Source organism: Lishizhenia tianjinensis, assembly GCF_900116425.1.
Lineage (GTDB): Bacteria > Bacteroidota > Bacteroidia > Flavobacteriales_D > Crocinitomicaceae > Lishizhenia > Lishizhenia tianjinensis.
This window is the reverse complement of record NZ_FPAS01000001.1, coordinates 671,867-695,423: the sequence shown is the minus strand read 5'-3', so window position 1 is coordinate 695,423 and position 23,557 is coordinate 671,867. Positions and strand designations below refer to the sequence as shown.

At 36.7% G+C, this 23,557-nt stretch carries 25 protein-coding genes; 17 read left to right on the top strand and 8 right to left on the bottom strand.

Annotated elements, in window-relative coordinates:
• Positions 1–82: 82 nt before the first annotated feature.
• Complete coding sequence (gene panB, locus BM327_RS03400; protein ID WP_090246337.1) at positions 83–901, top strand: 3-methyl-2-oxobutanoate hydroxymethyltransferase; 819 nt, start codon at positions 83–85, stop codon at positions 899–901.
• Complete coding sequence (locus BM327_RS03395) at positions 888–1,640, top strand: hypothetical protein (RefSeq protein WP_090246335.1); 753 nt, start codon at positions 888–890, stop codon at positions 1,638–1,640. Before panB ends, BM327_RS03395 begins: the two co-directional genes overlap by 14 nt.
• Here the strand turns inward: BM327_RS03395 and BM327_RS03390 are convergent.
• Positions 1,601–3,154 (bottom strand): L,D-transpeptidase family protein, encoded by a 1,554-nt coding sequence (locus BM327_RS03390; protein WP_090246333.1) that lies wholly within the window; start codon positions 3,152–3,154, stop codon positions 1,601–1,603. The two genes, BM327_RS03395 and BM327_RS03390, sit on opposite strands and share 40 nt — an antisense overlap.
• 171 nt (positions 3,155–3,325) lie before the next feature.
• Here BM327_RS03390 and BM327_RS03385 point away from each other — a divergent pair, with 171 nt between their 5' ends.
• From BM327_RS03385 to BM327_RS03370, 4 genes are read left to right on the top strand one after another with little or no spacing between them, the layout of a single operon-like run.
• A complete protein-coding gene (locus BM327_RS03385; protein WP_090246331.1) occupies positions 3,326–3,949 on the top strand; it encodes a rhomboid family intramembrane serine protease in 624 nt (207 codons plus the stop codon).
• Positions 3,949–4,821 (top strand): aminotransferase class IV, encoded by an 873-nt coding sequence (locus tag BM327_RS03380; RefSeq protein WP_090246329.1) that lies wholly within the window; start codon positions 3,949–3,951, stop codon positions 4,819–4,821. Before BM327_RS03385 ends, BM327_RS03380 begins: the two co-directional genes overlap by 1 nt.
• Positions 4,822–5,934, top strand: a complete 1,113-nt coding sequence (gene recF, locus BM327_RS03375) for a DNA replication/repair protein RecF (RefSeq protein ID WP_090246327.1) — start codon at positions 4,822–4,824, stop codon at positions 5,932–5,934. It abuts the gene before it with no gap.
• Entirely contained in the window at positions 5,927–6,223 is a 297-nt protein-coding gene (locus BM327_RS03370) for a DciA family protein (protein WP_090246324.1), read from the top strand. Before recF ends, BM327_RS03370 begins: the two co-directional genes overlap by 8 nt.
• A 7-nt stretch (positions 6,224–6,230) precedes the next feature.
• Here BM327_RS03370 and BM327_RS03365 read toward each other — a convergent pair whose 3' ends face one another.
• Positions 6,231–7,082 (bottom strand): AraC family transcriptional regulator, encoded by an 852-nt coding sequence (locus BM327_RS03365; RefSeq protein ID WP_090246321.1) that lies wholly within the window; start codon positions 7,080–7,082, stop codon positions 6,231–6,233.
• Positions 7,083–7,198: 116 nt separating this feature from the next.
• On the opposite strand from BM327_RS03365, the gene BM327_RS03360 reads away from it, so the two are divergent.
• Complete coding sequence (locus BM327_RS03360) at positions 7,199–8,119, top strand: M28 family peptidase (RefSeq protein WP_090247601.1); 921 nt, start codon at positions 7,199–7,201, stop codon at positions 8,117–8,119.
• On the opposite strand, the gene BM327_RS03355 is transcribed toward BM327_RS03360, so the two are convergent.
• Complete coding sequence (locus BM327_RS03355; RefSeq protein ID WP_090246318.1) at positions 8,116–8,319, bottom strand: helix-turn-helix transcriptional regulator; 204 nt, start codon at positions 8,317–8,319, stop codon at positions 8,116–8,118. The genes BM327_RS03360 and BM327_RS03355 overlap by 4 nt on opposite strands.
• On the bottom strand, positions 8,309–8,788 hold the full coding sequence (locus BM327_RS03350; protein WP_090246315.1) for a hypothetical protein: 480 nt from the start codon (positions 8,786–8,788) through the stop codon (positions 8,309–8,311). The genes BM327_RS03355 and BM327_RS03350 overlap by 11 nt, the downstream gene beginning before the upstream one ends.
• 78 nt (positions 8,789–8,866) lie before the next feature.
• Between BM327_RS03350 and BM327_RS03345 the strand changes: the two genes are divergently transcribed.
• The gene (locus BM327_RS03345) at positions 8,867–9,337 is read left to right on the top strand and encodes a PH domain-containing protein (RefSeq protein ID WP_090246313.1); all 471 of its coding nucleotides are present in this window, start codon (positions 8,867–8,869) and stop codon (positions 9,335–9,337) included.
• A 46-nt stretch (positions 9,338–9,383) separates the two neighbouring features.
• On the opposite strand, the gene BM327_RS03340 is transcribed toward BM327_RS03345, so the two are convergent.
• On the bottom strand, positions 9,384–10,268 hold the full coding sequence (locus BM327_RS03340) for a T9SS type A sorting domain-containing protein (RefSeq protein WP_090246310.1): 885 nt from the start codon (positions 10,266–10,268) through the stop codon (positions 9,384–9,386).
• Between the two features lie 160 nt (positions 10,269–10,428).
• On the opposite strand from BM327_RS03340, the gene BM327_RS03335 reads away from it, so the two are divergent.
• The 3 genes from BM327_RS03335 to BM327_RS03325 all read left to right on the top strand — a co-directional run bounded on the left by BM327_RS03335 (position 10,429) and on the right by BM327_RS03325 (position 15,111).
• Positions 10,429–12,234: a DEAD/DEAH box helicase gene (locus BM327_RS03335; RefSeq protein WP_090246306.1), complete on the top strand. Its 1,806-nt coding sequence runs from the start codon at positions 10,429–10,431 to the stop codon at positions 12,232–12,234.
• 211 nt (positions 12,235–12,445) lie between these two features.
• Entirely contained in the window at positions 12,446–14,245 is a 1,800-nt protein-coding gene (typA, locus tag BM327_RS03330; RefSeq protein WP_090246304.1) for a translational GTPase TypA, read from the top strand.
• A 224-nt stretch (positions 14,246–14,469) separates the two neighbouring features.
• Positions 14,470–15,111: a hypothetical protein gene (locus tag BM327_RS03325; RefSeq protein ID WP_090246301.1), complete on the top strand. Its 642-nt coding sequence runs from the start codon at positions 14,470–14,472 to the stop codon at positions 15,109–15,111.
• Between the two features lie 17 nt (positions 15,112–15,128).
• Here the strand turns inward: BM327_RS03325 and BM327_RS03320 are convergent, their stop codons facing one another.
• On the bottom strand, positions 15,129–15,596 hold the full coding sequence (locus BM327_RS03320; RefSeq protein ID WP_244526186.1) for an RNA methyltransferase: 468 nt from the start codon (positions 15,594–15,596) through the stop codon (positions 15,129–15,131).
• A 122-nt stretch (positions 15,597–15,718) separates the two neighbouring features.
• Here BM327_RS03320 and BM327_RS03315 point away from each other — a divergent pair, with 122 nt between their 5' ends.
• The 5 genes from BM327_RS03315 to BM327_RS03295 all read left to right on the top strand — a co-directional run bounded on the left by BM327_RS03315 (position 15,719) and on the right by BM327_RS03295 (position 20,284).
• Entirely contained in the window at positions 15,719–16,360 is a 642-nt protein-coding gene (locus BM327_RS03315) for an O-methyltransferase (protein WP_090246299.1), read from the top strand.
• Between the two features lies 1 nt (position 16,361).
• Complete coding sequence (locus BM327_RS03310; RefSeq protein WP_090246296.1) at positions 16,362–17,378, top strand: threonine aldolase family protein; 1,017 nt, start codon at positions 16,362–16,364, stop codon at positions 17,376–17,378.
• Positions 17,347–18,003, top strand: coding sequence for a hypothetical protein (locus BM327_RS03305; RefSeq protein ID WP_090246294.1), 657 nt, complete (start codon positions 17,347–17,349; stop codon positions 18,001–18,003). The genes BM327_RS03310 and BM327_RS03305 overlap by 32 nt, the downstream gene beginning before the upstream one ends.
• On the top strand, positions 17,969–19,294 hold the full coding sequence (locus BM327_RS03300; RefSeq protein ID WP_090246292.1) for an MATE family efflux transporter: 1,326 nt from the start codon (positions 17,969–17,971) through the stop codon (positions 19,292–19,294). The genes BM327_RS03305 and BM327_RS03300 overlap by 35 nt, the downstream gene beginning before the upstream one ends.
• 93 nt (positions 19,295–19,387) lie before the next feature.
• Positions 19,388–20,284: a patatin-like phospholipase family protein gene (locus BM327_RS03295; protein WP_090246288.1), complete on the top strand. Its 897-nt coding sequence runs from the start codon at positions 19,388–19,390 to the stop codon at positions 20,282–20,284.
• Positions 20,285–20,443: 159 nt separating this feature from the next.
• On the opposite strand, the gene BM327_RS03290 is transcribed toward BM327_RS03295, so the two are convergent.
• Complete coding sequence (locus BM327_RS03290; protein WP_090246286.1) at positions 20,444–21,739, bottom strand: hypothetical protein; 1,296 nt, start codon at positions 21,737–21,739, stop codon at positions 20,444–20,446.
• Positions 21,736–22,302, bottom strand: a complete 567-nt coding sequence (locus tag BM327_RS03285; protein ID WP_211664703.1) for an RNA polymerase sigma factor — start codon at positions 22,300–22,302, stop codon at positions 21,736–21,738. Before BM327_RS03285 ends, BM327_RS03290 begins: the two co-directional genes overlap by 4 nt.
• A 313-nt stretch (positions 22,303–22,615) precedes the next feature.
• Between BM327_RS03285 and mdh the strand changes: the two genes are divergently transcribed.
• Positions 22,616–23,554 carry a malate dehydrogenase gene (mdh, locus tag BM327_RS03280; RefSeq protein WP_090246285.1) on the top strand — a complete coding sequence of 313 codons (939 nt, stop codon included), beginning with the start codon at positions 22,616–22,618 and terminating at the stop codon, positions 23,552–23,554.
• The last annotated feature ends 3 nt before the right edge of the window (positions 23,555–23,557 follow it).

The following is a 23,557-nucleotide window of genomic DNA, read 5'->3' as shown; positions in this document are numbered from 1 at the left end:
AGTTTGGATGACAAATACTCAAGCTTCTTTTATAAGGAAATGTTTAAAATTCCTTTAAATTTGCTACCTAAACGCAGAAAAAATGTCAGTTCATAATAATAAAGCAAAGCGTGTTACAACACATGTTCTTCAGGAAATGAAAAACAGGGGAGAGAAAATATCTATGTTAACAGGATATGATTTCTCTATGGCACGCATTATAGATACAGCTGGAATAGATGTTATTTTAGTTGGAGATTCAGCATCGAATGTAATGGCAGGTCATGAAACTACATTGCCGATTACTTTAGACCAAATGATTTACCACGCTTCTTCAGTTGTTAGGGCTGTAGAAAGAGCCTTGGTGGTTGTAGATATGCCTTTTGGTGCCTACCAAGGTAACTCGAAAGAAGCCTTGTCTAGCGCCATAAAGATTATGAAAGAATCTGGTGGTCATGCCGTGAAAATGGAAGGTGGTCAAGAAATTATTGAATCTATAGAGCGTATCCTTACTGCTGGTATTCCGGTTATGGGGCACCTTGGATTAACGCCACAGTCTATTTACAAATTCGGAACTTACGTGGTAAGGGCCAAAGAAGAGGAAGAGGCAGCTAGATTGATAGAAGATGCCAAAGCCTTAGAAGCAGCAGGTTGTTTCTCTATCGTCTTGGAGAAAATTCCGGCACATTTAGCGGCTAAGGTAGCTCAAGAAGTTTCTATTCCTATCATAGGAATTGGTGCAGGTAATGGCGTTGATGGTCAAGTTTTGGTGGTGCACGATATGTTAGGGATTAACAATGAGTTTAACCCGAGATTTTTAAGAAAGTACCATAACCTTTACGAAGAAATGTTAGGTTCTTTCCACCGTTATATCGAAGATGTGAAGTCAGGTGATTTCCCGAACGAAAATGAACAATACTAATTCAGAAATAGCGTATGAAAGCTGGCTCAAATGGGCCAGCTTTTTCTTACTTAGCGCAAAGGGTATAGCTTATCTTTTATACCCCGAAAACTTTTTGGATAGCTCCTTTTTGAATACCACTTACCTTGGAGTACCTTTGCTTCTTGCTGCCTGCTTATTACATGCTCCTAATTGGTCTTTAAAACAGTTTACAGCATATCTTTCCTTCACAATTCTTTTCTTAGATAACTGTAACAGCTTTTATTTATCTTCCTTTTTACCGCATCAATTTATAGAACATACTTTAATGATGTTTACGCCATTGCTTTACTTGGTGGTGTTGAAACAGGGCTTGGAAAAAAATCTAAGGAAGTTAATGTTGGCGGTGTCTTTAACCTTTGTAGGACATGGTGCTTTTGCGGTAAGCTGGAATCATATCCCGAGTCATTTCTCTGCTATGACTCAATTTATTTTAGGTCTTGAAGGTGTTTACATCAAAAGCTTTTTGTTGACCATGGGAATATTGGATTTCCTCGCAGCAATATTCATTTTTACCCAAAAGGCAAAGGGTCCGGCCCTCATGTATATGGTGGTCTGGGGCGTCTTAACCAGTCTTGCAAGATTTGTTTACGGTTTTGAAGCCGATCTAATCAAAGGAGTTTTAGGAACCTTGTACAGATTTCCGCATTTCATCGTACCCCTTGTTTTGTATACAGATTACTATTTCAAAAGACGAAGCCATTCTTCATCTTTGTTGTAAACATTTAAGTAAAAAACTATAGCATCATTACTATCCGTTCCAACACTGATGTAGTCTACAAACACTGGAAAAGGATGGTTTAAAGGAATGGTTTTTTGCGTTCTTCTTGCGATCAAAACATCCAAACTGTCTCTGTTATAAACATTGGTATCTCTTTCTAAAATATACCCTGCTAATTCTAGTGGGTTTTGACATCGAATACATCCGTGAGAATATGATCTAACTGCCTTGTCAAAGAATTTCTTTGAGGGTGTATCATGTATATAAACACTGTGTTCGTTAGGGAACAATAGCTTCACCAAGCCTAAACTATTATAACTACCTCCATCCTGACGAACACTGTAAGGGAAGGAGTTTCTACCAATTTTCGACCAATCCACCTGTGATGCATCTACACGAGATCCGTCCTTGAAGATTTTATAATTATTTTTAGCCAAATAATTACTGTCTTTCTTAAGGTGAGGTAGTATTTCTTTCGAAGAAATAGAGTAAGGAACATGCCAGAAAGGGTAGGCAACTATGGTTTTCATATCCGCCGTAAACTGAGGTGTTCTGTTAAAACGTGTACCTACCACCACGCGGTGTTGACGTTTTAAACTATCGTTGATGTACAAACTTAATTCATACGCGGGTATGTTCACCCAAATGTATTTATCAGGTAAGGAATCTTTCCAGCGCCATTTATCTAGAGCAAGCACAGTTCTATTGTATTTACTGGCATTCGATTCATTCAATGCTTCTACCGTATTTTTTCCCAAAACACCATCTGCTTCTAATCCATTCATGGTTTGGAATTTCATTAAAGCAAGGGTGTAAATGGAATCGTCTATTTCGGGTCCATCAGTAAAACCTTTGGTGTACAAAGCAAGTTTAGCTTCTTGTTTACTTTGTATGCTATCTTCTTTGGCCGAGGAGATTTTGTAGGCTATTGTGTCGAGTTTATAAGTCTTTACAAAGGCATTAATTCCCTCCAAAGTCTTGGTGAAATTTTCGTGCGGAGTACTATGACGAAGTATGTTTTGTTCCCATGTACCTATTTTCTCTTCCTTAATAAATTTGCTTAAATGATCAGGAGATAAGGGAGATAGTGGTTTGATTTGCTTTTGCACCGTATCTATGAAGCCCTCTTTTAAATCGTTCAATAAATAAGCAAGTTTTAAGGTGATTAGATTTTCTTGTTCGATAAGGTCTAAATCATGAAAAGACGGGAGTTCTTTGTACCTGTTAAGCGGGGTGCAGAAATAATAGTAATTGTTGAGTAAATGTTGTAGCGTATCACCGTCGGGTAACAATAGGCTGTCGTTCACCCAAAATCTTTGGTAGTCATTCGCTGCATAGAAAGTATTCAGAAATTTAAATTGAGCGGGGTCTAACTTAAGTTGCTTAAAATTGGAAGCTTTAAGTTGTTGTTCAAAGCGTTCCTGTTCGATGGGTAACTCTTCGGGTTTAGAGCTAGGAGAGTTACATCCGACAAGAAGGATGAAGACAGCGGTATATAATAGTAGGTTTCTCATTTTTAATAGCTTATTCTATCGCAGGTGTAAAATCAGTTAATATATAGTAGTGCATGAATATTAGTTCTAAAATAATGAAAAATAAGTAGTTCTTTATTTTAACGAATAAAGATTGATAAAAAATTCTTAATCCTTAGCTTTGTTCTTAAAATTAGGTATATTTTCGACTTTATGAGTTTCTCAATTACCCTTGTTATTATCATTATTACCGCCTTGATTTCTTGGCGTGCTTTTCAGGATAATGACCTCAAGTATAAAATGATGTTTTATCCTTATAATGTTAAGCATCATAAAGAAGGTTACCGTTTTTTAAGTTATATGGTGGTGCATGCCGATTTAATGCACTTGTTTTTTAACATGTTTGTCCTTTACAACTTTGGACAAGTAATGGAATATATGTTGGATTTTAAATATGGGAGTTCCTTGGGTACTTTTCACTATTTAATCTTATATATTGCGGGAGGTTTGTTTGCAACCCTTTGGCCCATGTCGAAAAATGCCGATAACCCCAATTACCTAAGTTTAGGGGCTTCTGGTGCCGTTTCTTCGGTTTTCTTTGCCTACATCTTATGGAACCCAGGGGCAACTTTGAATTTGATTATTCTCCCTTTTTGGGATATTCCAGCGTGGCTGTTAGGAATTGCCTATTTGGCCTACGAATATTTTATGGCCAAAAAAGGTACGTCGAATATTGGACATGATGCCCATTTTGGGGGTGCCGTGTTTGGTATCTTGTATGTTCTTTTAATTAATTTTGAAAAAGGACAAGCTTTCATTTCATATATCTTTAATTAATGTCAGAGATTTACATCAACAACAACGGAGAAGTAAGAGCCAATACAGGTGCAACCATCCAGTCTGGAAATAGAGGACATTTATATGGGGATGGTTTGTTTGAGAGTTTACGTGTTTTGAATGGAAAACCTCAAAATGTTGAGGCCCACATTAACCGTATGGTAGAAGGTGCCAAGGTGTTGAAAATTAGAATTCCAAATTATTACACCGCCGAATTCTTTGAGGAGAAAATACAAGAGTTATTAGATCTTTCAGGAATAACACAAGGTGGTAGGGTGCGTATTTCTCTAGATAGAGCAGTAGGTGGAACGTATAAACCTGAAAGTAATGAAGCCAACTACTTTTTAGAAGTATACCCCTTAGAACACAATGCCTACACCTTAAATTATAAAGGATATGAGGTGGATTTGTTCATGGATATGCGAAAGCAGAATGACATACTAGCTAATTTCAAAACCAAGAACGCTTTGGTATATGTTATGGCATCTATAGCCGCAGCAGAAAAACAACTCGACGATTTATTGATTTTAAACCCAAAAGGGGAAATTCTTGAAGGTTCTAGTGCTAACTTGTTTGTGGTGAGCAATGGCGTATTATATACACCAGGTTTGGAGGAAGGTTGTTTAGCTGGTGTGATGCGAATGAAAATCATTAACCTTGCGCTTGCCAATGGTATTAAGGTTTATGAATGCAACATTATGCCACAAAATTTACTGGCTGCAGATGAGATTTTCATGACCAATGCCGTGAAGGGAATTACTTGGGTAGGTGGTTATAGAACCAAGAGGTACTTCAATAACATGTCCAAGAAATTAACAGATCTTTTAAATAAGTCTGTTGTGGAACTTCAAGAAAATACAGAAGAAAACTAGATGTACTTAAATAAATTATCGCTTGTAAATTTTAAAAACTACAAGCAAGCAGAGTTTGAACTTTCTCCAGAAGTGAATTGCTTTGTGGGGATGAATGGTGCAGGTAAAACAAACCTCTTAGATGCCGTTCATTATTTAAGTATGTGCAAATCTTACCTTAACCCTGTAGACAGACAAAACATCAATTTCGAAGAAAAGTTTTTTGTATTGCAAGGCGAATGGTACAAGGAACAAAAGAAAATTGATATCTATTGTGCTGTAAAGGCTGGAAGTAAAAAAGTTTTCAAAAAAAACAAGGTAGAATACGAGAAATTAGCTCAGCACATTGGTTTGTTTCCGTCAGTTATGATTTCACCCTACGATAGAAATTTAATTTCCGAAGGAAGTGAATTGCGCCGTAAGTGGATGGATGGAATTATCTCCCAATTTGATAGAAGTTTCCTAGATAATCTTACCAAATACATAAAGGTTGTAGATCAACGTAACGCCGTTCTTAAGCAAATGGGAAACTTTGGTTTCTTTAACCGCGAAAGTATAGATGTTTGGGATGATCAATTGGTGCGTTACGGACAAATGGTTTATGAAAGAAGAAAGGATTTTATTTCTGATTTCACGCCGGTTTTTCAAAAGTATTATGCCCTAATTTCGGGTAGCAAGGAAGAGGTAGGTTTTGAATATAAAAGTCAATTGCACAATGCTGATTTTATGGAATTGGTGCGCCAAGCAGAGCGCAATGATTTAAGAAAACAGTATTCTACCGTAGGGGTGCACAAAGATGATTTGATTTTTACCATTAACGGTCATCCCATTAAGAAATTTGGTAGCCAAGGTCAACAAAAATCTTACCTTACCGCTCTTAGACTTGCACAGTTTGAATGGTTGAAGGAACAATTAAATGTGGTTCCCATACTCATGTTAGATGATATTTTTGATAAATTAGATAACGAAAGGGTTCAACGACTCATGGAGTTGGTCCACAAGCATGAATTTGGGCAAGTTTTAGTAACGGATACAGATAAGGAAAGAGTGGAGCAAATCTTCAAGGCAATTGAAGTGCCCATACGATTATTTGAGATAGAAAAGAACGAATTAGAGGAGGTAAATCATGAGTGAAAGAGGAAAGGGTGAAGTAACTTTGGGTGATGCAATTAATAAATTGTTAAAGGCTTACAAGTTAGATGATAAAATGGCAGAAATGACCATTATTGAAGCGTGGGAAGAAATGATGGGGAAGGCCGTTGCCAACAGAACTGAAAAGATGGTCATAAAGAATGAAGTTTTGTATTTAACCTTGAATTCTTCAGTGATGCGCGATGAATTAATGCATGGAAAACAAGTAATTATTCAACGTGTTAACCAACGTGCTGGCTTTGAAATGATCAAAGATGTGTGGTTCGGATAAGTTCCTTTTATCCTGCAAATTTATTGGGGGTTAAACCCGTGTGTTTTTTAAAGAAGCGAATAAAGTAAGAGGCATCATCATAACCTAAGGTATCTGCAACCTCAACTACGCGATAATCTGCGTGTATAAGCAGTTTTTTAGCTTCAAGTATTATACGATCTGCAATAAACTGTGAGGCAGTTATGTTTAAGGTATCTTTTACTATTCTGTTCAGGTGTTTAATGGAAACATTGAGCTTTTCAGCATAGAAATTTGGCGACTTTTCAAGTTGATAATTTTGATTCACCAAGGCTTCAAATGCTTGAAGTTTTAAAAGATAACTGGCTTTACTTTCTTGTTTTCCCTGCTGATGCGAATACAATCTTGCAAAATTGATATAAATTAAATCTATCAAAGAAGCCCGTTTGATGGCTGTGTAGCTGTCTTCATTTTCTTCTTTTCTCAATAACTCCAATAGCGGTAAGGTCTGTTTTACATCCTCAGGAGTAAGGTAAATCACGGGTGGATTATACAAGGAGAAATAAAAAGGAAAGTCATGTAATTGCCTATTCTGGTAATTGAGATCGTAAAAACTCTTGGAATGAAAAAAGATGTATCCTTCAGCTTTTTCTTCAAAGGTCCAGTGATGCATACTTCCGGGTTTTAAGAAAAATACACTGCCCGGTTCTACTTCATAAGATTTAAAATCAATTTCATGCCTTCCTCTTCCTTTGGTGAAGAGCACGCAAATGTAAAAGTCGTGCTTATGCGGTTTGTGAATAAAATGATGGGTATGTAAATGCTCACTCAAATCATTCACATAAAATTCACTGGTTTTTGTTTTGAACTCTTTTATGGTATAAATTGGAAGTGTATGCATATACAGTGTTTTTACAAATGTCTAAATAATACTGTTGTCCTTTGTTGAAAGATGGAATAAATTTCGAGATTTTATTTATCTTGCTCTGTAACTCTTATCACAGAAAATCCTTTCCCATGACAAAATGTATAGCCACGTCTTTGCTTTTTATTCTAAGTGTATTATTAACTGAGCTTTCTCATGCTCAAGAGAGTGATACAACGTTTATCAAAAAGCACTTCACGACTATCACAAAATCTGGCGAATACAGGCATTATAAAAATGTTAAAGAACTGAATAGGGTAGCGGCCTACCTGAAATCTGTTTTTGAAAGTTATAGTGATACAGTTTGGTATCAGTCCTTTGAAGTTGATGGTAGAAAGTATAAAAATGTGATATGTTCCTTTGGTCCTATAACTGCTAAACGCACTATTATTGGCGCGCATTACGATGTATGTGGAATTTCGGAAGGCGCTGATGATAATGCAAGTGGGGTGGTCGGTTTATTAGAATTAGCCCGTATGCTGCAGGGGAAAGAATTAAGCAAAAGGGTAGATTTAGTAGCCTATACATTAGAAGAGCCTCCTTACTATGGAACCCAAAATATGGGGAGTTTTATACATGCTCAAAGCTTAGTGAAAGACAGTGTTGAGGTTGAGATTATGGTAAGTTTAGAGATGATCGCTTATTTTAAAGATCAAAAAAATACACAAGACTACCCCGCTAAATTTCTATCACTATTTTACGGTAAACGCGGAAATTACATCACCTTGGTTCAGAAAATTGGTGGACATTCAAGCGTTGATAAGTGGTGTAGAAAATATAAACGAAAAGCTAAAGTAAGAACCAAACGTTTTAAAGGACCAGAGAGTTTGGTAGGTATTGCTTTTTCAGATCATAGAAATTATTGGCATTTTAATATTCCAGCACTAATGATCACAGATACTGCGTTTTTTAGAAATAAGCACTATCACCAAAGTACGGATGTAATGGAAAACCTAGATTTTCACCGTATGTCCTTGGTGATAAATGCCGTTTATGAAATGCTGACAGATTAAAGGTCACTGGCTTCTATCTCAAAAATATCTTCTACTTTACATTCAAAAACAGATGCCATTTTAAGTGCAAGTAGAGTAGAAGGTATATATTTCCCTTTTTCTGTAGCGTTAATGGTTTGTCTGCTCACGCCGATTTTTTCTGCCAATTGCGCCTGTGTCATATCCTTTTTTGCGCGTTCTACTTTTAAATTATTCTTCATGTCCCAGTTGTTTTTTAAGTAGAAATAGCTTCCAGTAATACCTGAGTATAAATATGATTAAAACTGTAAAGAGATTGTAAATCATAACGTTTAAAAAGGAGAAGTTATAGATGAAAAGAAAGCATAAAAATAAGATTCCGTAATTAATGTATACGGCCCACACTAGACTTTCTAATCGAATTTTAGTGATGAATTCATCTTCGGTTTTTTCTCTGGAAAATGCAATGAATATTGCTCCGAGTAAAAAAACTATGGCTGCTAGTTCATCTGTTAAATTATTGGTGATAAACCTAAAGTTATCTTTTCCCGGTGCTAGAAAATTATCTGCGAACAAAGCGGGAACTTCAAGTGTTAAAGCATCAATTTTAAAATCTAAAAAAAGTCCTAGTATGCCAAGTAGCAGAGAGGGTATAATTAATATAAGTCCAATTTTCTTAAAGGAATGGGGGAGTAAATAATTGATTTTCATGGTGTAATTTTTTACAGTTCTCTAAAAAAGTAAAGAAAACTTTACATAGTGTAATGTTTTTATTACATTTTAACATTTATGAAAATCTTATTATTTTCGCAGCAAATTATTGAAACAATGGTTTTTAAAAGTAGAATCGACACTTTCTTTGCCGGATTAATGTTCCTCTTACTCGCCCTATTTGTTTGGGTGTTTTATATGGAAGTTATTCAACCTGATTCACCCGAAAGTTTTGTGGGGTCAATATGTTTGGGGATTACTATGTTGTGTATCCTTTGGTTTTCTCTAACCTGTAAATATACCCTAGAGAACAATGTTCTGAGGTACAGTTGGGGACCAATGAAAGGTAGCTTATTGATAAATACTATTACGCACATAGAAAGAAATACTATGCTGTGGTCTGGCATAAGACCAGCAACGGCTAGAAAAGGACTAGTGATTAAGTATGAGAAGTACAACGAGATTTATATTAGTCCCAAAAACGAAGACGAATTCATTCAAGAACTTCTCAAAAGAAATGCGGGAATAATAGTAACCCAAAAACAATAAAGGCATACCGAAGTACACCTTTATTCTCTTTTTCTTCAAACCGTAATTATTCTACCACAAATCTCAAAGTTTCTTTATTTCCTTTGAAGTCAGTTATCTCCACAAAATACATTCCTTTAGAAAGTTGATGTGTAGGAAGGCGTAAATCATTACGGCCGATTTTAGAGGTTAACGTTTGATTATGAACGCTAGATCCCGTTACAGAGTAAATTGAGACCTGTATGTCAGAAGCTACTTGAGCACTGAATGAAAGGTTCATATCTATTCCTTTAGACGGGTTGGGATAGAGTTTGAGTTCAACAAAGTTACCTACCGCTTGCGTAGCAAGTGATGCTTCATCTATAACATAAACCCACGTACCTGTAGACTTTGAAGTTACCTCTAAGGTATCTGTTGCAATAGACCAACAAGAATCCGTATAAATGAAAAGGGAGATAACATAGGTACCTACATTAGCATAATTGTGTGAAGGATACGGATCGTTGGTCGCTGTACCATCACCAAAATCCCACATGACATATTGTAAATTAGAACTATAGGTAGATTGATTGATTAAGTAATAATCGTTGATACTCGTAGAATCTTGTAAAAGGTCAAAATCGGCCATACAATAATTGTTGGTAGATCCAGGGATAAATAAAGTGTCTAATTTAGAATCTGAACAAAATAAGTTATTGACTGAGTCAATTAAGGTTACTTGACAGCTTACAAAGTCCATACTCGGACCAGGAATGGTTGCTGTTACCGTTGTTCCGGTGTAATTCTGACCAGCAATATTCCAGTAAATACTAGCATTGGTAGGTTGATTCCCGGTGAAATTAAAAGTAAAACTATTGCCAACATTGGTAATGCTGAAGTCGGCAACACAGTTTTGAGCGTAAGCGGCTACTCCTATGAACAGCGCAGTAATTGAAAGTAAAATTGTTTTCATGATAAAGTGTTTAGTTTAAGTACTTTGTGTTTTCTATTTGGTTGTCTGAACTTGTAAACTTTTGGTTGTTAAAACTTTAGTAACTCTTTTATTTTCTTGCTTTTGCACTCGTTTCATTTAAATGTGGTATCTTTGCAGTCAATTTTAGATAATATATTTTATGACCTTTAGTGAATTAGGGCTTAGAAGCGAGGTAGTTAAGTCGATAGCAGACCTTGGTTTTGAGTCACCAACACCAATTCAAGAACAAGCAATTCCACATTTATTACAAACGGAAAGCGACTTTGTAGGATTGGCTCAAACAGGGACGGGGAAAACAGCCGCATTTGGTTTGCCATTGATTAACAACATTACATCGCCAGGAAAGTCTCCTAAAGGCCTTGTTATTTGTCCAACCAGGGAGTTGTGTTTGCAGATTGCAAACGACCTTAAAAATTTCTCCAAGTACGATAAGTCTATACGTGTAGAAGCAGTTTATGGGGGTACGGATATCCGTCGCCAAATGAAAGCTTTGAAAGATGGTGTCTCTATTATAGTAGCAACACCAGGACGTCTGTGTGACTTAATCAACAGAAAAGCGGCAAGATTAGACGACGTTGAATACGTTGTTTTAGATGAGGCTGACGAAATGCTGAACATGGGGTTCAAAGAAGATTTGGATTTCATCTTAAAAGAAACACCACCGTCGAAAAACGTATGGTTGTTTTCAGCAACAATGCCAAAAGAAGTGGCAAACATTTCGAAAAACTATATGTCAAATCCGTTAGAAGTAACGATAGGACATAAAAACGAAACAAACGCAAACATTGAGCACATCTATTTCTGTGTGAAAGAAAAAGATAGATATCATGCATTAAAGCGTTTGATTGACTTTAACCCTTCAATTTTTGGTTTAGTATTCTGCCGTACGCGTAGAGAAACGCAGATGGTAGCTGAAAAATTAGGAAGAGACGGATACAATGCAGAAGCATTACACGGTGATTTATCGCAAGCGCAAAGAGATAGAGTTATGGATTCTTTCCGTAACAGATCTTTACAATTGTTGGTAGCTACTGATGTTGCTGCTCGTGGTATTGACGTAGACGATATTACACACGTAATTAACTACAACTTACCGGATGATATAGAAAACTATACACACCGTTCTGGACGTACAGCACGTGCAGGTAGAAAAGGTGAATCTTTAGTATTGATCAATACAAGAGAAAAAGGTAAGATTAGAGCTATAGAGCGTGTTATTAGAACAGAGTTTACATTTGCTAATATTCCGGATGCACAAGCAATTTGTGGTATTCAGTTAACGGCAATGATAGACAAAGTTAAAAGCACAGAGGTAAAAGAATCTGATATAGAGAAGTTTTTACCAGCTATACTTTCTGACTTCGAAGATTTAACGAAGGAAGAAGTAATCAAAAGATTTGTATCTGCTGAGTTCAATAGATTCTTAGACTACTACAAGCATGCGGGAGACCTTAATGCAAGTGCATCTGACAGAGAAGATAGATCTGACAGAGGTGATAGAGGTGGTCGTTCTAACGGACGTGGTAGAACCGATGAAAACAAAGCTAGATTCTTTGTTACTTTAGGTGAGAAGGATGGATTAAATAAAGGTGGATTATTGCGTGTAATCTGCGATTCAACAGGAATCAATTCTGGTTCTATTGGTCGTATTGACGTAATGGGGTCTTACTCTTTCTTTGATGCAGACAAAACAGACATCGATCAAATCTTAGCAAAAGCCAACGGAGCTGACTTCGAAGGTAAAGAAATGAAGATAGAATTATCGAAAGAGAAATCAGGTGGAGGTCGCTCAGGTGGTGGTCGTTCTTCTGGTGGACGTGGAGGTAGATCATCAGGTGGATTCGGAGGTCGCTCAGGCGGAGGAAGAGGAAACGCTGGTTCTAGAGACAGAAGACCAGGGAGTCGTTCTGGAGGTGGAAACAGAAGATCTAGCGCTAGACGATAGAATATCTGATTTAGAATGATACGTTCAAAAAGTTGAATGAAGATTTTAAATCAAACAAAAGATTAAGAAAGCAAAGCTTAATAGTAGGAGGGAGGCAACTTCTTCCTACTTCTATAAAGTTTAATGTGACCTTAATATAGAGTAAAGTAAAAAATGACAAATTTGGTGTTCGGTTGAAGAAAGAACCTCGCACCGATTTTAGAATTATTCAATGGAAATTAGAAACATTGCGATTATCGCACACGTTGACCACGGTAAGACAACTTTGGTTGATAGAATGATTGAAGCTGGAGAAAGCTTCACAGAAAGAGACAGAAATAACTCAGGTGAGTTAATGATGGATAACAATGACCTTGAAAGAGAAAGAGGGATTACTATCGTTTCTAAAAACGTTTCTGTTACTTACAAAAACACAAAAATCAACATTATCGATACTCCTGGTCACGCCGACTTTGGTGGTGAGGTAGAGCGTGTATTGAACATGGCTGATGGTGTTTGTTTGTTGGTAGATGCCTTTGAAGGACCGATGCCGCAAACACGTTTCGTATTGCAAAAAGCATTATCAATGGGTATTAAGCCATTGGTAGTAGTAAATAAAGTAGATAAAGAAAACTGTACTCCTGATGAAGTACACGAAAAAGTTTTCGATTTGATGTTCGAATTAGACGCAAACGAAGATCAGTTGGAATTCCCAACGATTTATGGTTCTGCGAAAAACGGATGGATGTCTACAGATTGGAAAAATCAAACTGATTCAGTAGCTCCTTTATTGGATGAGATCTTGAATTACTTCCCGCCTCGTAAAATTGAGGAAGGAAATACACAAATGTTGATTACATCATTAGATTACTCTTCTTTCGTTGGTCGTATTGCCATCGGTAGATTGTCTAGAGGTGTATTGAAAGCAAACCAACCTATCGTTTTAGCGAAAGGAGATGGTGAGCAACAAAAACACAGAATCAAAGAAGTATTCGTTTTCGAAGGTACTGAGCGTATTAAAGTAGACGAAGTACAACCAGGAGATATTTGTGCAATTACAGGTATCGAAGGTTTCGAAATTGGAGATTCTATCTGTGATGCAGAAAACCCAGAGCCATTAGAAACTATCGCTATTGATGAGCCAACAATGAGTATGTTGTTCTCTATTAACGATTCACCTTTCTTTGGACAAGAAGGTAAATTTGTTACTTCTCGTCACATCCAAGAGCGTTTAGACAAAGAGTTAGAGAAAAACTTGGCGTTGAGAGTTCAAAAAGGAGAGAAAGCAGACAAGTGGATGGTTTTCGGTAGAGGGGTAATGCACTTATCTGTATTGATCGAAACAATGCGTCGTGAAGGATACGAATTACAAGTTGGTCAGCCACAAGTAATCATCAAAGAAATTGATGGTGTAAAATGTGAGCCAATTGAAGAGTTAACAATTGACCTTCCAGAGCAATTCTCAGGTACAGCAGTAGAAGCAGTTTCTAAGCGTAAAGGAGAAATGACAAACATGGAAGCGAAAGGTGATCGTATGATCATTAACTTTAACATTCCTTCGCGTGGTATCATCGGTTTACGTAACTACTTGTTAACGCAAACAGCTGGTGAGGCTATTATGACACATAGATTTATTGAATTCCAACCGTACAAAGGAGAGATTCCTGGACGTTTGAATGGTTCTTTAATCTCTATGGAAAAAGGAACTTCTATTCCTTACTCTTTGAGTAACTTACAAGAAAGAGGTAAATTCTTTATCGATCCAAACGAACCTATCTACGAAGGACAGGTTATTGGTGAGCACTCAAGACACAACGATTTAGTTGTAAACGTAACAAAGACGAAGAAAATGTCTAACATGCGTTCTTCAGGTGCTGATGATAAAGTGAAAATTGCTCCAGCTCAAAAGTTCTCTTTAGAGGAGTGTTTAGAATACATCCAAGCTGATGAGTACGTAGAATGTACTCCAGAATCTTTACGTATGCGTAAGATCTTGTTATCAGAAAACGAAAGAAAAAGAGCAGGTAAATAATTCATTTATTTGTTATCAAAATAATTATCCTCATCGTAGTAGTACGGTGAGGATTTTTTTCGTTATGAACTTAAAATGAATAACTAATATTTTAGTTATTTATAACTTCTGTCGTTTAGAAGTTATTTCCATCCGTTAAGAAAGAACTCCTGTAAAACGAAAGTGTTAATTTTTTATAAGCTTTCGAATTGATTACTTTTGGTGCTGACCAAGTCACCGAATAAATGTACAAGGACCTTACTAAGTTCAATAAACTATATACTCATCTTCTTTCCCTTAATCAAGGGGAGAAACATTGCGATTACATCAAATTGTATCAAGACAACTTTGTGTTTCTCGGAAAGAAAATAGAAGAGGAGGAGGTTGACTCATCCATACAACGCAAACGACTGGTTCTGTTATCCAATTATGCCGATAAATTATACCAGGTAGAAAAATATCAAGAAGCTGAGAGTGTTACCCGACAAGCTCTTTTTCAATTCGATAATTTAACAGAGAAAGAAAGAGATAGTACTAAGCTCTACCAACTCATGCTCTTCAACTTGGCAAAAATCGCGTACAAACTTAATGATGTAGAAACATCTTATAAAAGGTTCAAGCGCCTGTATGATTTATATCCAGATAAATCGGAGTATTTAACCTGGTTATTAATGCTTAATCACCAAAAAAAGAAGAAGGTAAGATATTTACTTGTAGTTCTTGTTGGTGTTTGCTTAGCTACAGCTGTTTTATTGATGGACAAAGAACAACCTATTTTCATGTACGGTGCCGTTGTATTATCCGTCTTGTGTTTTATTGCTATACTTTATTTTGAGATAAAATTTATTCAAACCAAAAGAATACTCGAAAAAAAAGCCTCATCGTAAAATGAGGCTTTTTTTCTTTATGGTAATTTCATGGGTATTTTTTCAACCCTGTCGTTCAAGACTATACTTCCTGTAACGGCTACATTTAATGAGTTGGTTCCTGGTAATTGAATTAAAGCGTGACATTCGTCTAATACCTTTGGCGGTAATCCGTTATCCTCTGCTCCTAAAAGATAAACACATCGCTTTGGGTGGACAAACTCTTTCAAAGGTGTTGCTCTTTCGTCTAATTCTATTCCTATTAATCTACAATCGTAAGGCAAGTGCTTTTTAAAATCCTCGAAAGTTTCGTAGTGAAAAAGAGGAATTTTTGTCCATGACTTTAACACATCAGAAGTCTGCTTTTTATAGCTCTTACCTATGGTAAAAATGTAAGAAGCACCAAGTATGTATGCTGATCTCCATAAAGTTCCAATATTGTGATCTCTTTTGTGGCGCATAATACCTATTCCACAATATCCCGTCATTTCATCTTTTACCTTCACTGTATTCTATTTTATTAAAGTTTTGGCTCTAGGAAGACGGTGAAATGATTTTACCAGGCTGCATAGAGCATCGTACGCAAATTTAATTATCTTCGACACAGTTCACTAGAATACGAGAAAAAATGCAGTTTTTAGATCAAAAATTAGACGATTACGTGGTTGCTCATTCAGAAAATGAGCCAGAAGTATTATACCAACTGAACAGACAAACACACATAAAGGTATTACAACCTAGAATGTTAAGTGGTCATTTTCAAGGTAGAGTGTTGAGCATGCTTTCGCACATGATACAACCGAAAAATGTATTGGAAATTGGAACTTATACCGGGTATTCAGCCTTGTGTTTTGCTGAAGGATTGGCAGATGGAGGTTGCATTACAACCATAGATGTGAACTACGAACTTGAAGATATGGTTCAAGAGTTTATCCAAAAAGCTGGAATGCAGGGTAAAATCAAAGCCCTTATCGGAGATGCCATGGAGATCATTCCTTCTTTAAAGGAAGAATATGATTTGGTATTCATTGATGCAGACAAAGGCAACTATGTGAATTATTACAATTTGGTTTTTGACAAAGTGAAGAAAGGTGGATACATCATTGCCGACAATGTGTTGTGGAGCGGTAAAGTACTTGAAGATTACGACAAATTGGATACCGATACTCAGGTTATCATGGATTACAATAAAATGGTACAGGCAGATGAGCGTGTTCAGAATGTCTTGTTTCCAATAAGAGATGGATTAAACATTGCAAGAAAACTGTAGTATGATAGATTTTAGATCAGACACCGTAACGAAGCCAACTGCGGCAATGAAAGAATTCATGTTCAAAGCAGAAGTTGGAGACGATGTTTTTGGAGATGATCCAACCATTAATGAATTAGAGCGCTTTGCAGCGGAGATGTTTGGTAAAGAGGCTGCGTTATTTTGTTCTTCAGGTACGCAAACCAATCAAATTGCCATCAACGTTCATTGTAAACCTGGAGATGAAGTAATCTGTGCTGCAGATGCCCATATTTACAAGTATGAAGGTGGAGGAATAGCTAAGAATTCAGGAACTTCTGTTCGATTATTATTGGGGGATAGAGGTAGAATTACTGCAGATGAAATCGCTCAAAATATTAACAATCCCTTGGATATTCATTTACCACTTACCACACTGGTGGCTTTGGAAGATACCATGAATAGAGGAGGAGGGGCCATTTACGATTTCGAAGAAATTAAAAAGATAAAGGCTCTTTGTGTAGAGAAAGGTTTACCGCTTCATTTAGACGGTGCACGACTTTTCAATTCTTTGGTTGAAACGGGTATAGATTACAAAGTATACGGAGAACAATTTGATAGCATTTCCATTTGTTTGTCTAAAGGACTTGGCGCTCCAGTTGGGTCGCTTTTATTAGGATCAAAAGATTTTATTCCTAAAGCCCGCAGAGTAAGAAAAGTATTGGGTGGAGGTATGCGTCAGGCAGGTATAATTGCTGCAGGAGGTTTGTTTGCACTTCAAAATCATATAGAGAGACTTAAAGAGGATAATGCTGCAGCCCGAAAAATAGGTGAGGCTTTGACTAACGTTTCTCGAGTGAAACGCGTTTTGGATGTACATACTAACATAGTTGTTGCAGAACTGCACAAGAAAAGCGATGTAGCTGCGTTAGTGGAGGAGTTCAAAGCGAAAGGAATTTTGATTATGCCTTTCGGAGATGATAAAATTAGAATTGTGACTCATTTAGACAATTCTGAAAAGGATATTGATGAAACGATACAATGTATTGCTGGCTTGTAGTTTAGCCTTACTTACTATAACAGCTTGTTCCAAAAAGGCGGAGGTAGAAGCCGTTGATTATAAAGATATCATGCCTACCTCTGAACGCGAGTACCAAGAAGGATTGGAACGCGATACTTTGGAGCATAAAGAGGTTTTTTATTTGGCTAATGCGGTAAAAGAAGATAGTTTGTTATTGGAAAATGTGCAAGGACTTCAACTTAAAAAACTGACAAACGATTTTGCTTATTTCCCTGATCGGTTAAATTATTCCCAGAAATGGGCGAGAGTTGGAAATTTAGATTCCCTGAAATTCACCGTGGTAAAATGGACCTTTAGCGATAGTGTTTTGACTGAAAATGCTTTTTTTAATTGGTTGGATTGTTTTGGTGAACGATGCGCCAGCGTAAGAGTAGGCGAGGATGCTAATTTTTCAGACCTTACCATTTTCTTGGAGGTGACCCAAAGAGAAATACTTTTTGCAAGTAGTTCAGAAATTGAAGATTTGGCTCCCATAGTTGAAGTTTTAAAGGATGAGCTTTTGGGGGAGGACAAATATATTTTAGAACAAAAGTCGGGGAAAAAAGCGAATTGGTTAGTTTTGCCAGCAGATGTCAAAGGAACCCCAATACAAAGCGATTTATAAATTAGCTATTCCTGCCTTATTTGGTGGGATAGTTGAACCTTTTTTAAGTTTAACTGATTTGGCCATCATAGGAAACATGCCAGATCAAGAGAACTACGGAGCACTAGAAGCCATAGCTGCTGTTGGTGTTGCTGGAAGTTTAGTTTCTGCTTTGTTGTGGATATTTGCCCAAACAAAAAGTGCAATTTCCGCCATCGTATCGCGTCAATTTGGCGCTGAACGACTCAGAACAGTTGCTACTTTGATTCCACAAATGGTGCTGCTTAATTTCCTATTAGGCGTATTCGCTTTTGTAAGTACCTATTTTATTTCCAATTGGATATTCTTAGAAGTCTACAACACAGATCCCATCGTGGGCGAGGTAGCCACTAGCTATTACGGAATTAGGGCCTTTGGTTTCCCAATCACTTTGATTACTTTTTCTTTGTTTGGTGTATTTAGAGGATTACAAAATACCTATTGGGCCATGACTACCTCTATAGTGGGGGGAGTATTAAATGTAGCGCTGGATTTCTTTTTTGTCTTTGGATTGGAAATGGGAATAGAGGGTGCAGCCATCGCTTCTCTAATTGCACAAGGAGTTATGTTGTTGATGAGTTTGTATTTTTTGTTGAAGTCGCAATTAAAACTCTATTTCTCATGGACCATCAACCATTACTTTAAAGAATTACTTCTGATAGCCCTCAACTTAATTGCCAGAACTTTGGTGCTCAACCTTACCTTGATGCTTACCTATAGATATGCCAATGCCTATGGTAAAGCTCAAGCCGGTACACATGCCTTGTTACTCAATTTATGGTTGTTTTCAGCCTTCTTTTTAGATGCGTTTGCCACGGCTGCCAATGCTTTGAGTGGTAAATATTTGGGGGCAAAAAATAGAGCGGCCTTGCACGAAACCAGGGCCAAAAATCTAAAGTTAGGTATAGGAGTATCCTTTGTACTTGCAGCTGCTTTGTTGATTTTTGATGAAGAAATTATAGGCTTATTTATCAAGGATGATGCGGTTAAAGATTATTATCCCAATATACTTCCTCTTTTCGCCTTGTGTTTACCTGTTAATGCTTTGGCTTTTGTAATGGATGGTATTTATAAAGGTTTGGGTGAAGCGAAATATTTAAGGAACCTCCTGATTATTTCTTCCTGTATAGGTTTTCTTCCCGCTTTGTTAATTCTTGATTATTTTTCACCTACGCTTCAAAGTGTTTGGTGGGCCATGGTGGCGTGGATGTTCTTGAGAGGTTTCCTACCTTATTTTCATTTTCATAAATACTTAAAATCCTTTCCCGCTTAATTCAATTAAATCAGTTTTTTTTAGAATTTACAGCTTGACTGAAGGTGCATAAATATTTTTGTTTTGCATCTCTAAATTTCTTAACTTACCTACATGCGTTGTAAATATAGAACAGTACTGGCTATCGACGGCGGTGGCATAAGGGGAGTTATACCCCTAACTTTATTGAAACATATAGAGAAGACTTGTTATGGAATAGATCCAGATATCGATATGATTAACTGGATAGACGTGTTTTCTGGAACCTCTACTGGAGCAATTATTTCAGGAGCCCTAATGTTGCGCGATGAAAATGAACGCAGCATATTTACGCCAGATAGAATATTAGACCTTTATTTAAAAAGAGGTCATCAAATCTTTAGTAGAGATGTTTCCTTGCACAGTGCCATGCCTGAGTATCCTTTGAAATTAATTTTAGAAAATAATTTTGGAGAGGTGAACGTAAGTGGTATTTCCAAGCACTTTCTTTTTGTAAGTTATGACATGAATGCAGATTCTCCTTTCATATTTACCGATAGAATGGATATGTATAGAAATCTATCTCTATCTAAAATCATGATGGCTTGTTCTGCAGTTCCCGGTTATTTCCCTCCAGTTCAATTAGGAGACAAACAACTTGCCGATGGAATTTTAACCGCGAAAAATCCAAGTAAGTTGGCCTATGAATACGCCAAGATGTATTATCCCAATGATCCTATTGTGGTAATAAGTTTAGGTACTGGTGAACTGCCCAAGGAAAAACACGATATGATAGAGTTGGAAATGCAAAGGGTTCATCTAGAGATGGAAGACTATGCAAGAAAAGATAGGAATCTACTTTATTTCAGACTGCAACCAGATTTACGCAAGGCCAATCACCTCATGGATGATACCGGCGATGAGAATTTGGAAAACCTAATGCACGATGCTAATACCTTTATAGAAGAGAATAATCATGTGTTTGACCGTTTGTTTAAACTCATGACCATAAGAGCTGATGCTTATCAATAATTGATTTTTTGTTTGTTGTGTAGTTGGAAAGAGGAGGAGTACATAGAAATACAAAAAAGAGATAGTCGTAAATACTATCTCTTTTTTTATGTTTCATACTTAAGGTAAACAAAAAAGGCTACCTTAAGGTAGCCTTATAGAAAGGGAGTAGAATGAAACTTAGCGTTTCTGTACAAGAACTACATCTCCTCTATATGTTTTTGGTGCATTCTCTATGCTCTTTTCTAAACTTACCTGCCAAATGAAAGTTTGGTTGTATTTCGCAAGTTGTCCAGTTCTAATGTCTATTCCATCCCAAGGTTGCGTAACATCGTTAGTTTCATACATTACTCCTCCGTTACTTGGATCTATAACCCTAAAGGTGAAAGGAACATTCATACGTGTTAAACTTTCAGGTAAGAAGGTTCTGTTTTCTGGAATTATACTCTCTGGGTTTAGCGCATTGTTTGCCATTAAATTGAAATCCTTGTCTACCGTTACAGTTTTTTGTTCTGTATACGTACACCCGTTCATATCACTTACTTCATAGTTTAAGGTGTGCGCACCTTTTGTATAACAATAGATTTCGTCATTTTCATTTAAAGAAGTTGGCTTTCCATCTAAATACCATTGACCAGTATAAACTTCATTTGTATTTGAGATCTGTATCACAGGTAATCCGTTGCGCTCATTAAACAAATTGGCTTCTGCTCTAAAGAAAAGATTTGGTTTTTCGTGTAAAGAAATATACTCTACACCAATTACTTCATTTTTCGCATTTAAGTATTCTACTTGTGTAGCAGCGGTAATATTTGAGATTTTCGCTTGTTCATTGTGCATTAACTCAAACGTTTTACCGTTAACACGCGCTCTTACTTTATGATTTAAACTGTTATTTCTGATAACAAGTTCGTCGTTATAACAAAGCAAGGTAGAACCTATAATTCCTGTAGTGTATACCAATTCATTCACATCCTTTTCAGGTTGAAGATCTATGACAGGTTGTTCTACGAGTTTGTTTTCTTCACTTTGCTTCATCACCGAAGTAATAGGTGTTGCCTGAGGCTTTTCGCTTTCCACCTTTGTCGTTTCTTTGCGTTTTTCTGTTGCTACTTCCTTTTCTGGAGCGTATTCAATAACCACTTCGTTTTGGTTAACTTCCTTTTCCTCACTCACCAAATTGGTTTCGTCGTTTTGAGGAGTTGGTAGCACATTGTCAGGTTGTTCTTCAATAGGAGATGAAACCTCTACTTCTGAACGTTGTTGTTGCGCTTCAGGATGGGTATCCCAGGTCATAACCAACAAGGAACTTAAAATTGCAATTACTGCAGCTCCTCCAAACCAATACCAACGTGATGTGGTAGGACTAGCTTTTGCATCTAACTTGGCTTGCATTTGCGACCAAGCGGATGCTTCGTAAGGCAACTCAAAATTTTCGAGTTTGTCCTTTAATATGTTTTCTAAATTGTCTTTCATTCGTGTAGTTTGACAAATTTGCGTTCTAATATTTTTTTCAAGTTTTGTTTTGCTTTAGAATAGTTAGATTTTGAAGTTCCTTCACTTATATCAAGTAACTCAGCTATTTCTTTGTGCGTGTAATTCTCAATGGCGTAAAGGTTAAAAACTGTCCTGTAAGCCGGTGAGAGGTCTTGAATTGCTTCTAAGGCCATTTCCGCTTTAATAGATTTAAGTTCTTGTAAATCTGTTTCATTTTCATCTTCCTCGTTACTTACAAATAGGTAAGTTTCATCTGTTCTAAAGGGTTGACGTTTTAACCTACGCGTTGCGTCTATCGATGCATTTACCATGATTCTTCGTACCCAACCTTCAAAAGATCCTTTAAAATCAAAATCTTTAAGCTTGTCGAATATTTTAATAAATGCTTCTTGAAGTACCTCTTGAGCACTGTCTTTATCATTCGTATAGCGCATACATACGGCCAACATCTTACCATAAAACATCTTGAATAGTTGCTCTTGGTCGTATCGATTTCCCGCTACGCAACCATCAATTATTTTTTTTAATTGTTCCTTTTCCACCGTTTATACACTTGCTTAACGACCTACCTTTTATTAGGTTGCCATTTTTTTATAGAGATAATTCTTTTTAATAGTTAACATCAAAATGTTCATAAGCTAGTTGTCTAAACTCTGACGAAAAAACTAAGCTTAAGCTGTCAACTTAATTTGAATATAAGGGAATTTTAGGAAGAAATACAGATGATGGAGCTTAATTGTGTGACAAAAATCACATTCAGAGAATTTTCTGGAAGATAAATACTTTAATGGTAAATATTTCCTCAAAAAATGATTAATTTCGCTTTGAATTTTTTAATACAATAAACTAATTATAATGAAAGTAACGGTAGTAGGTGCTGGTAACGTTGGTGCAACATGTGCTGATGTATTAGCGCACAAAGAAATCGCAAATGAAATCGTATTGTTAGATATTAAAGAAGGTTTTGCTGAAGGTAAAGCTTTGGATATCTGGGAAACATCTCCAATTAACTTATACGATTCAAGAACTACTGGTTCTACTAATGATTACTCAAAAACTGCAGATTCTGACGTTGTTGTTATCACTTCTGGATTACCAAGAAAACCAGGTATGTCTAGAGATGACTTAATCGCTACAAACGCAGGTATCGTTAAATCTGTAACTGAAAACGTAATCAAGTACTCTCCAGAAGCAAAAATCATTATCGTATCTAACCCGTTAGACGTAATGACTTACTGTGCATACTTAACTGCAAAAGTAGATCCTTCAAGAGTATTCGGTATGGCTGGTGTTTTAGATACTGCACGTTACCGTTCTTTCTTGGCTATGGAATTGAACGTTTCTCCTAAAGATATCCAAGCGGTATTAATGGGTGGTCACGGTGATACTATGGTTCCATTACCACGTTACACTACAGTTGGAGGTATTCCTGTAACTGAATTAATCGAAGAAGATAAATTAAACGAAATCATCGAAAGAACTAAGTTTGGTGGTGGTGAAATCGTTAAATTATTAGGTACTTCCGCATGGTACGCACCAGGAGCTGCTGCAGCGCAAATGGTTGAGGCTATCGTAAGAGACCAAAAACGTATTTTCCCAGTTTGTGCATGGTTACAAGGTGAGTACGGAATGGATAACATCTACTTAGGTGTACCAGTAGTATTAGGTAAAAACGGTATCGAGAAAATTATTGAATTAGACTTGAACGCTGACGAAAGAGCATTGTTAGAAGAATCTGCAGTTGCTGTTAAAGGAGTGATGAAAGTATTGGATGATATGAACGTTGTATCATAAGCA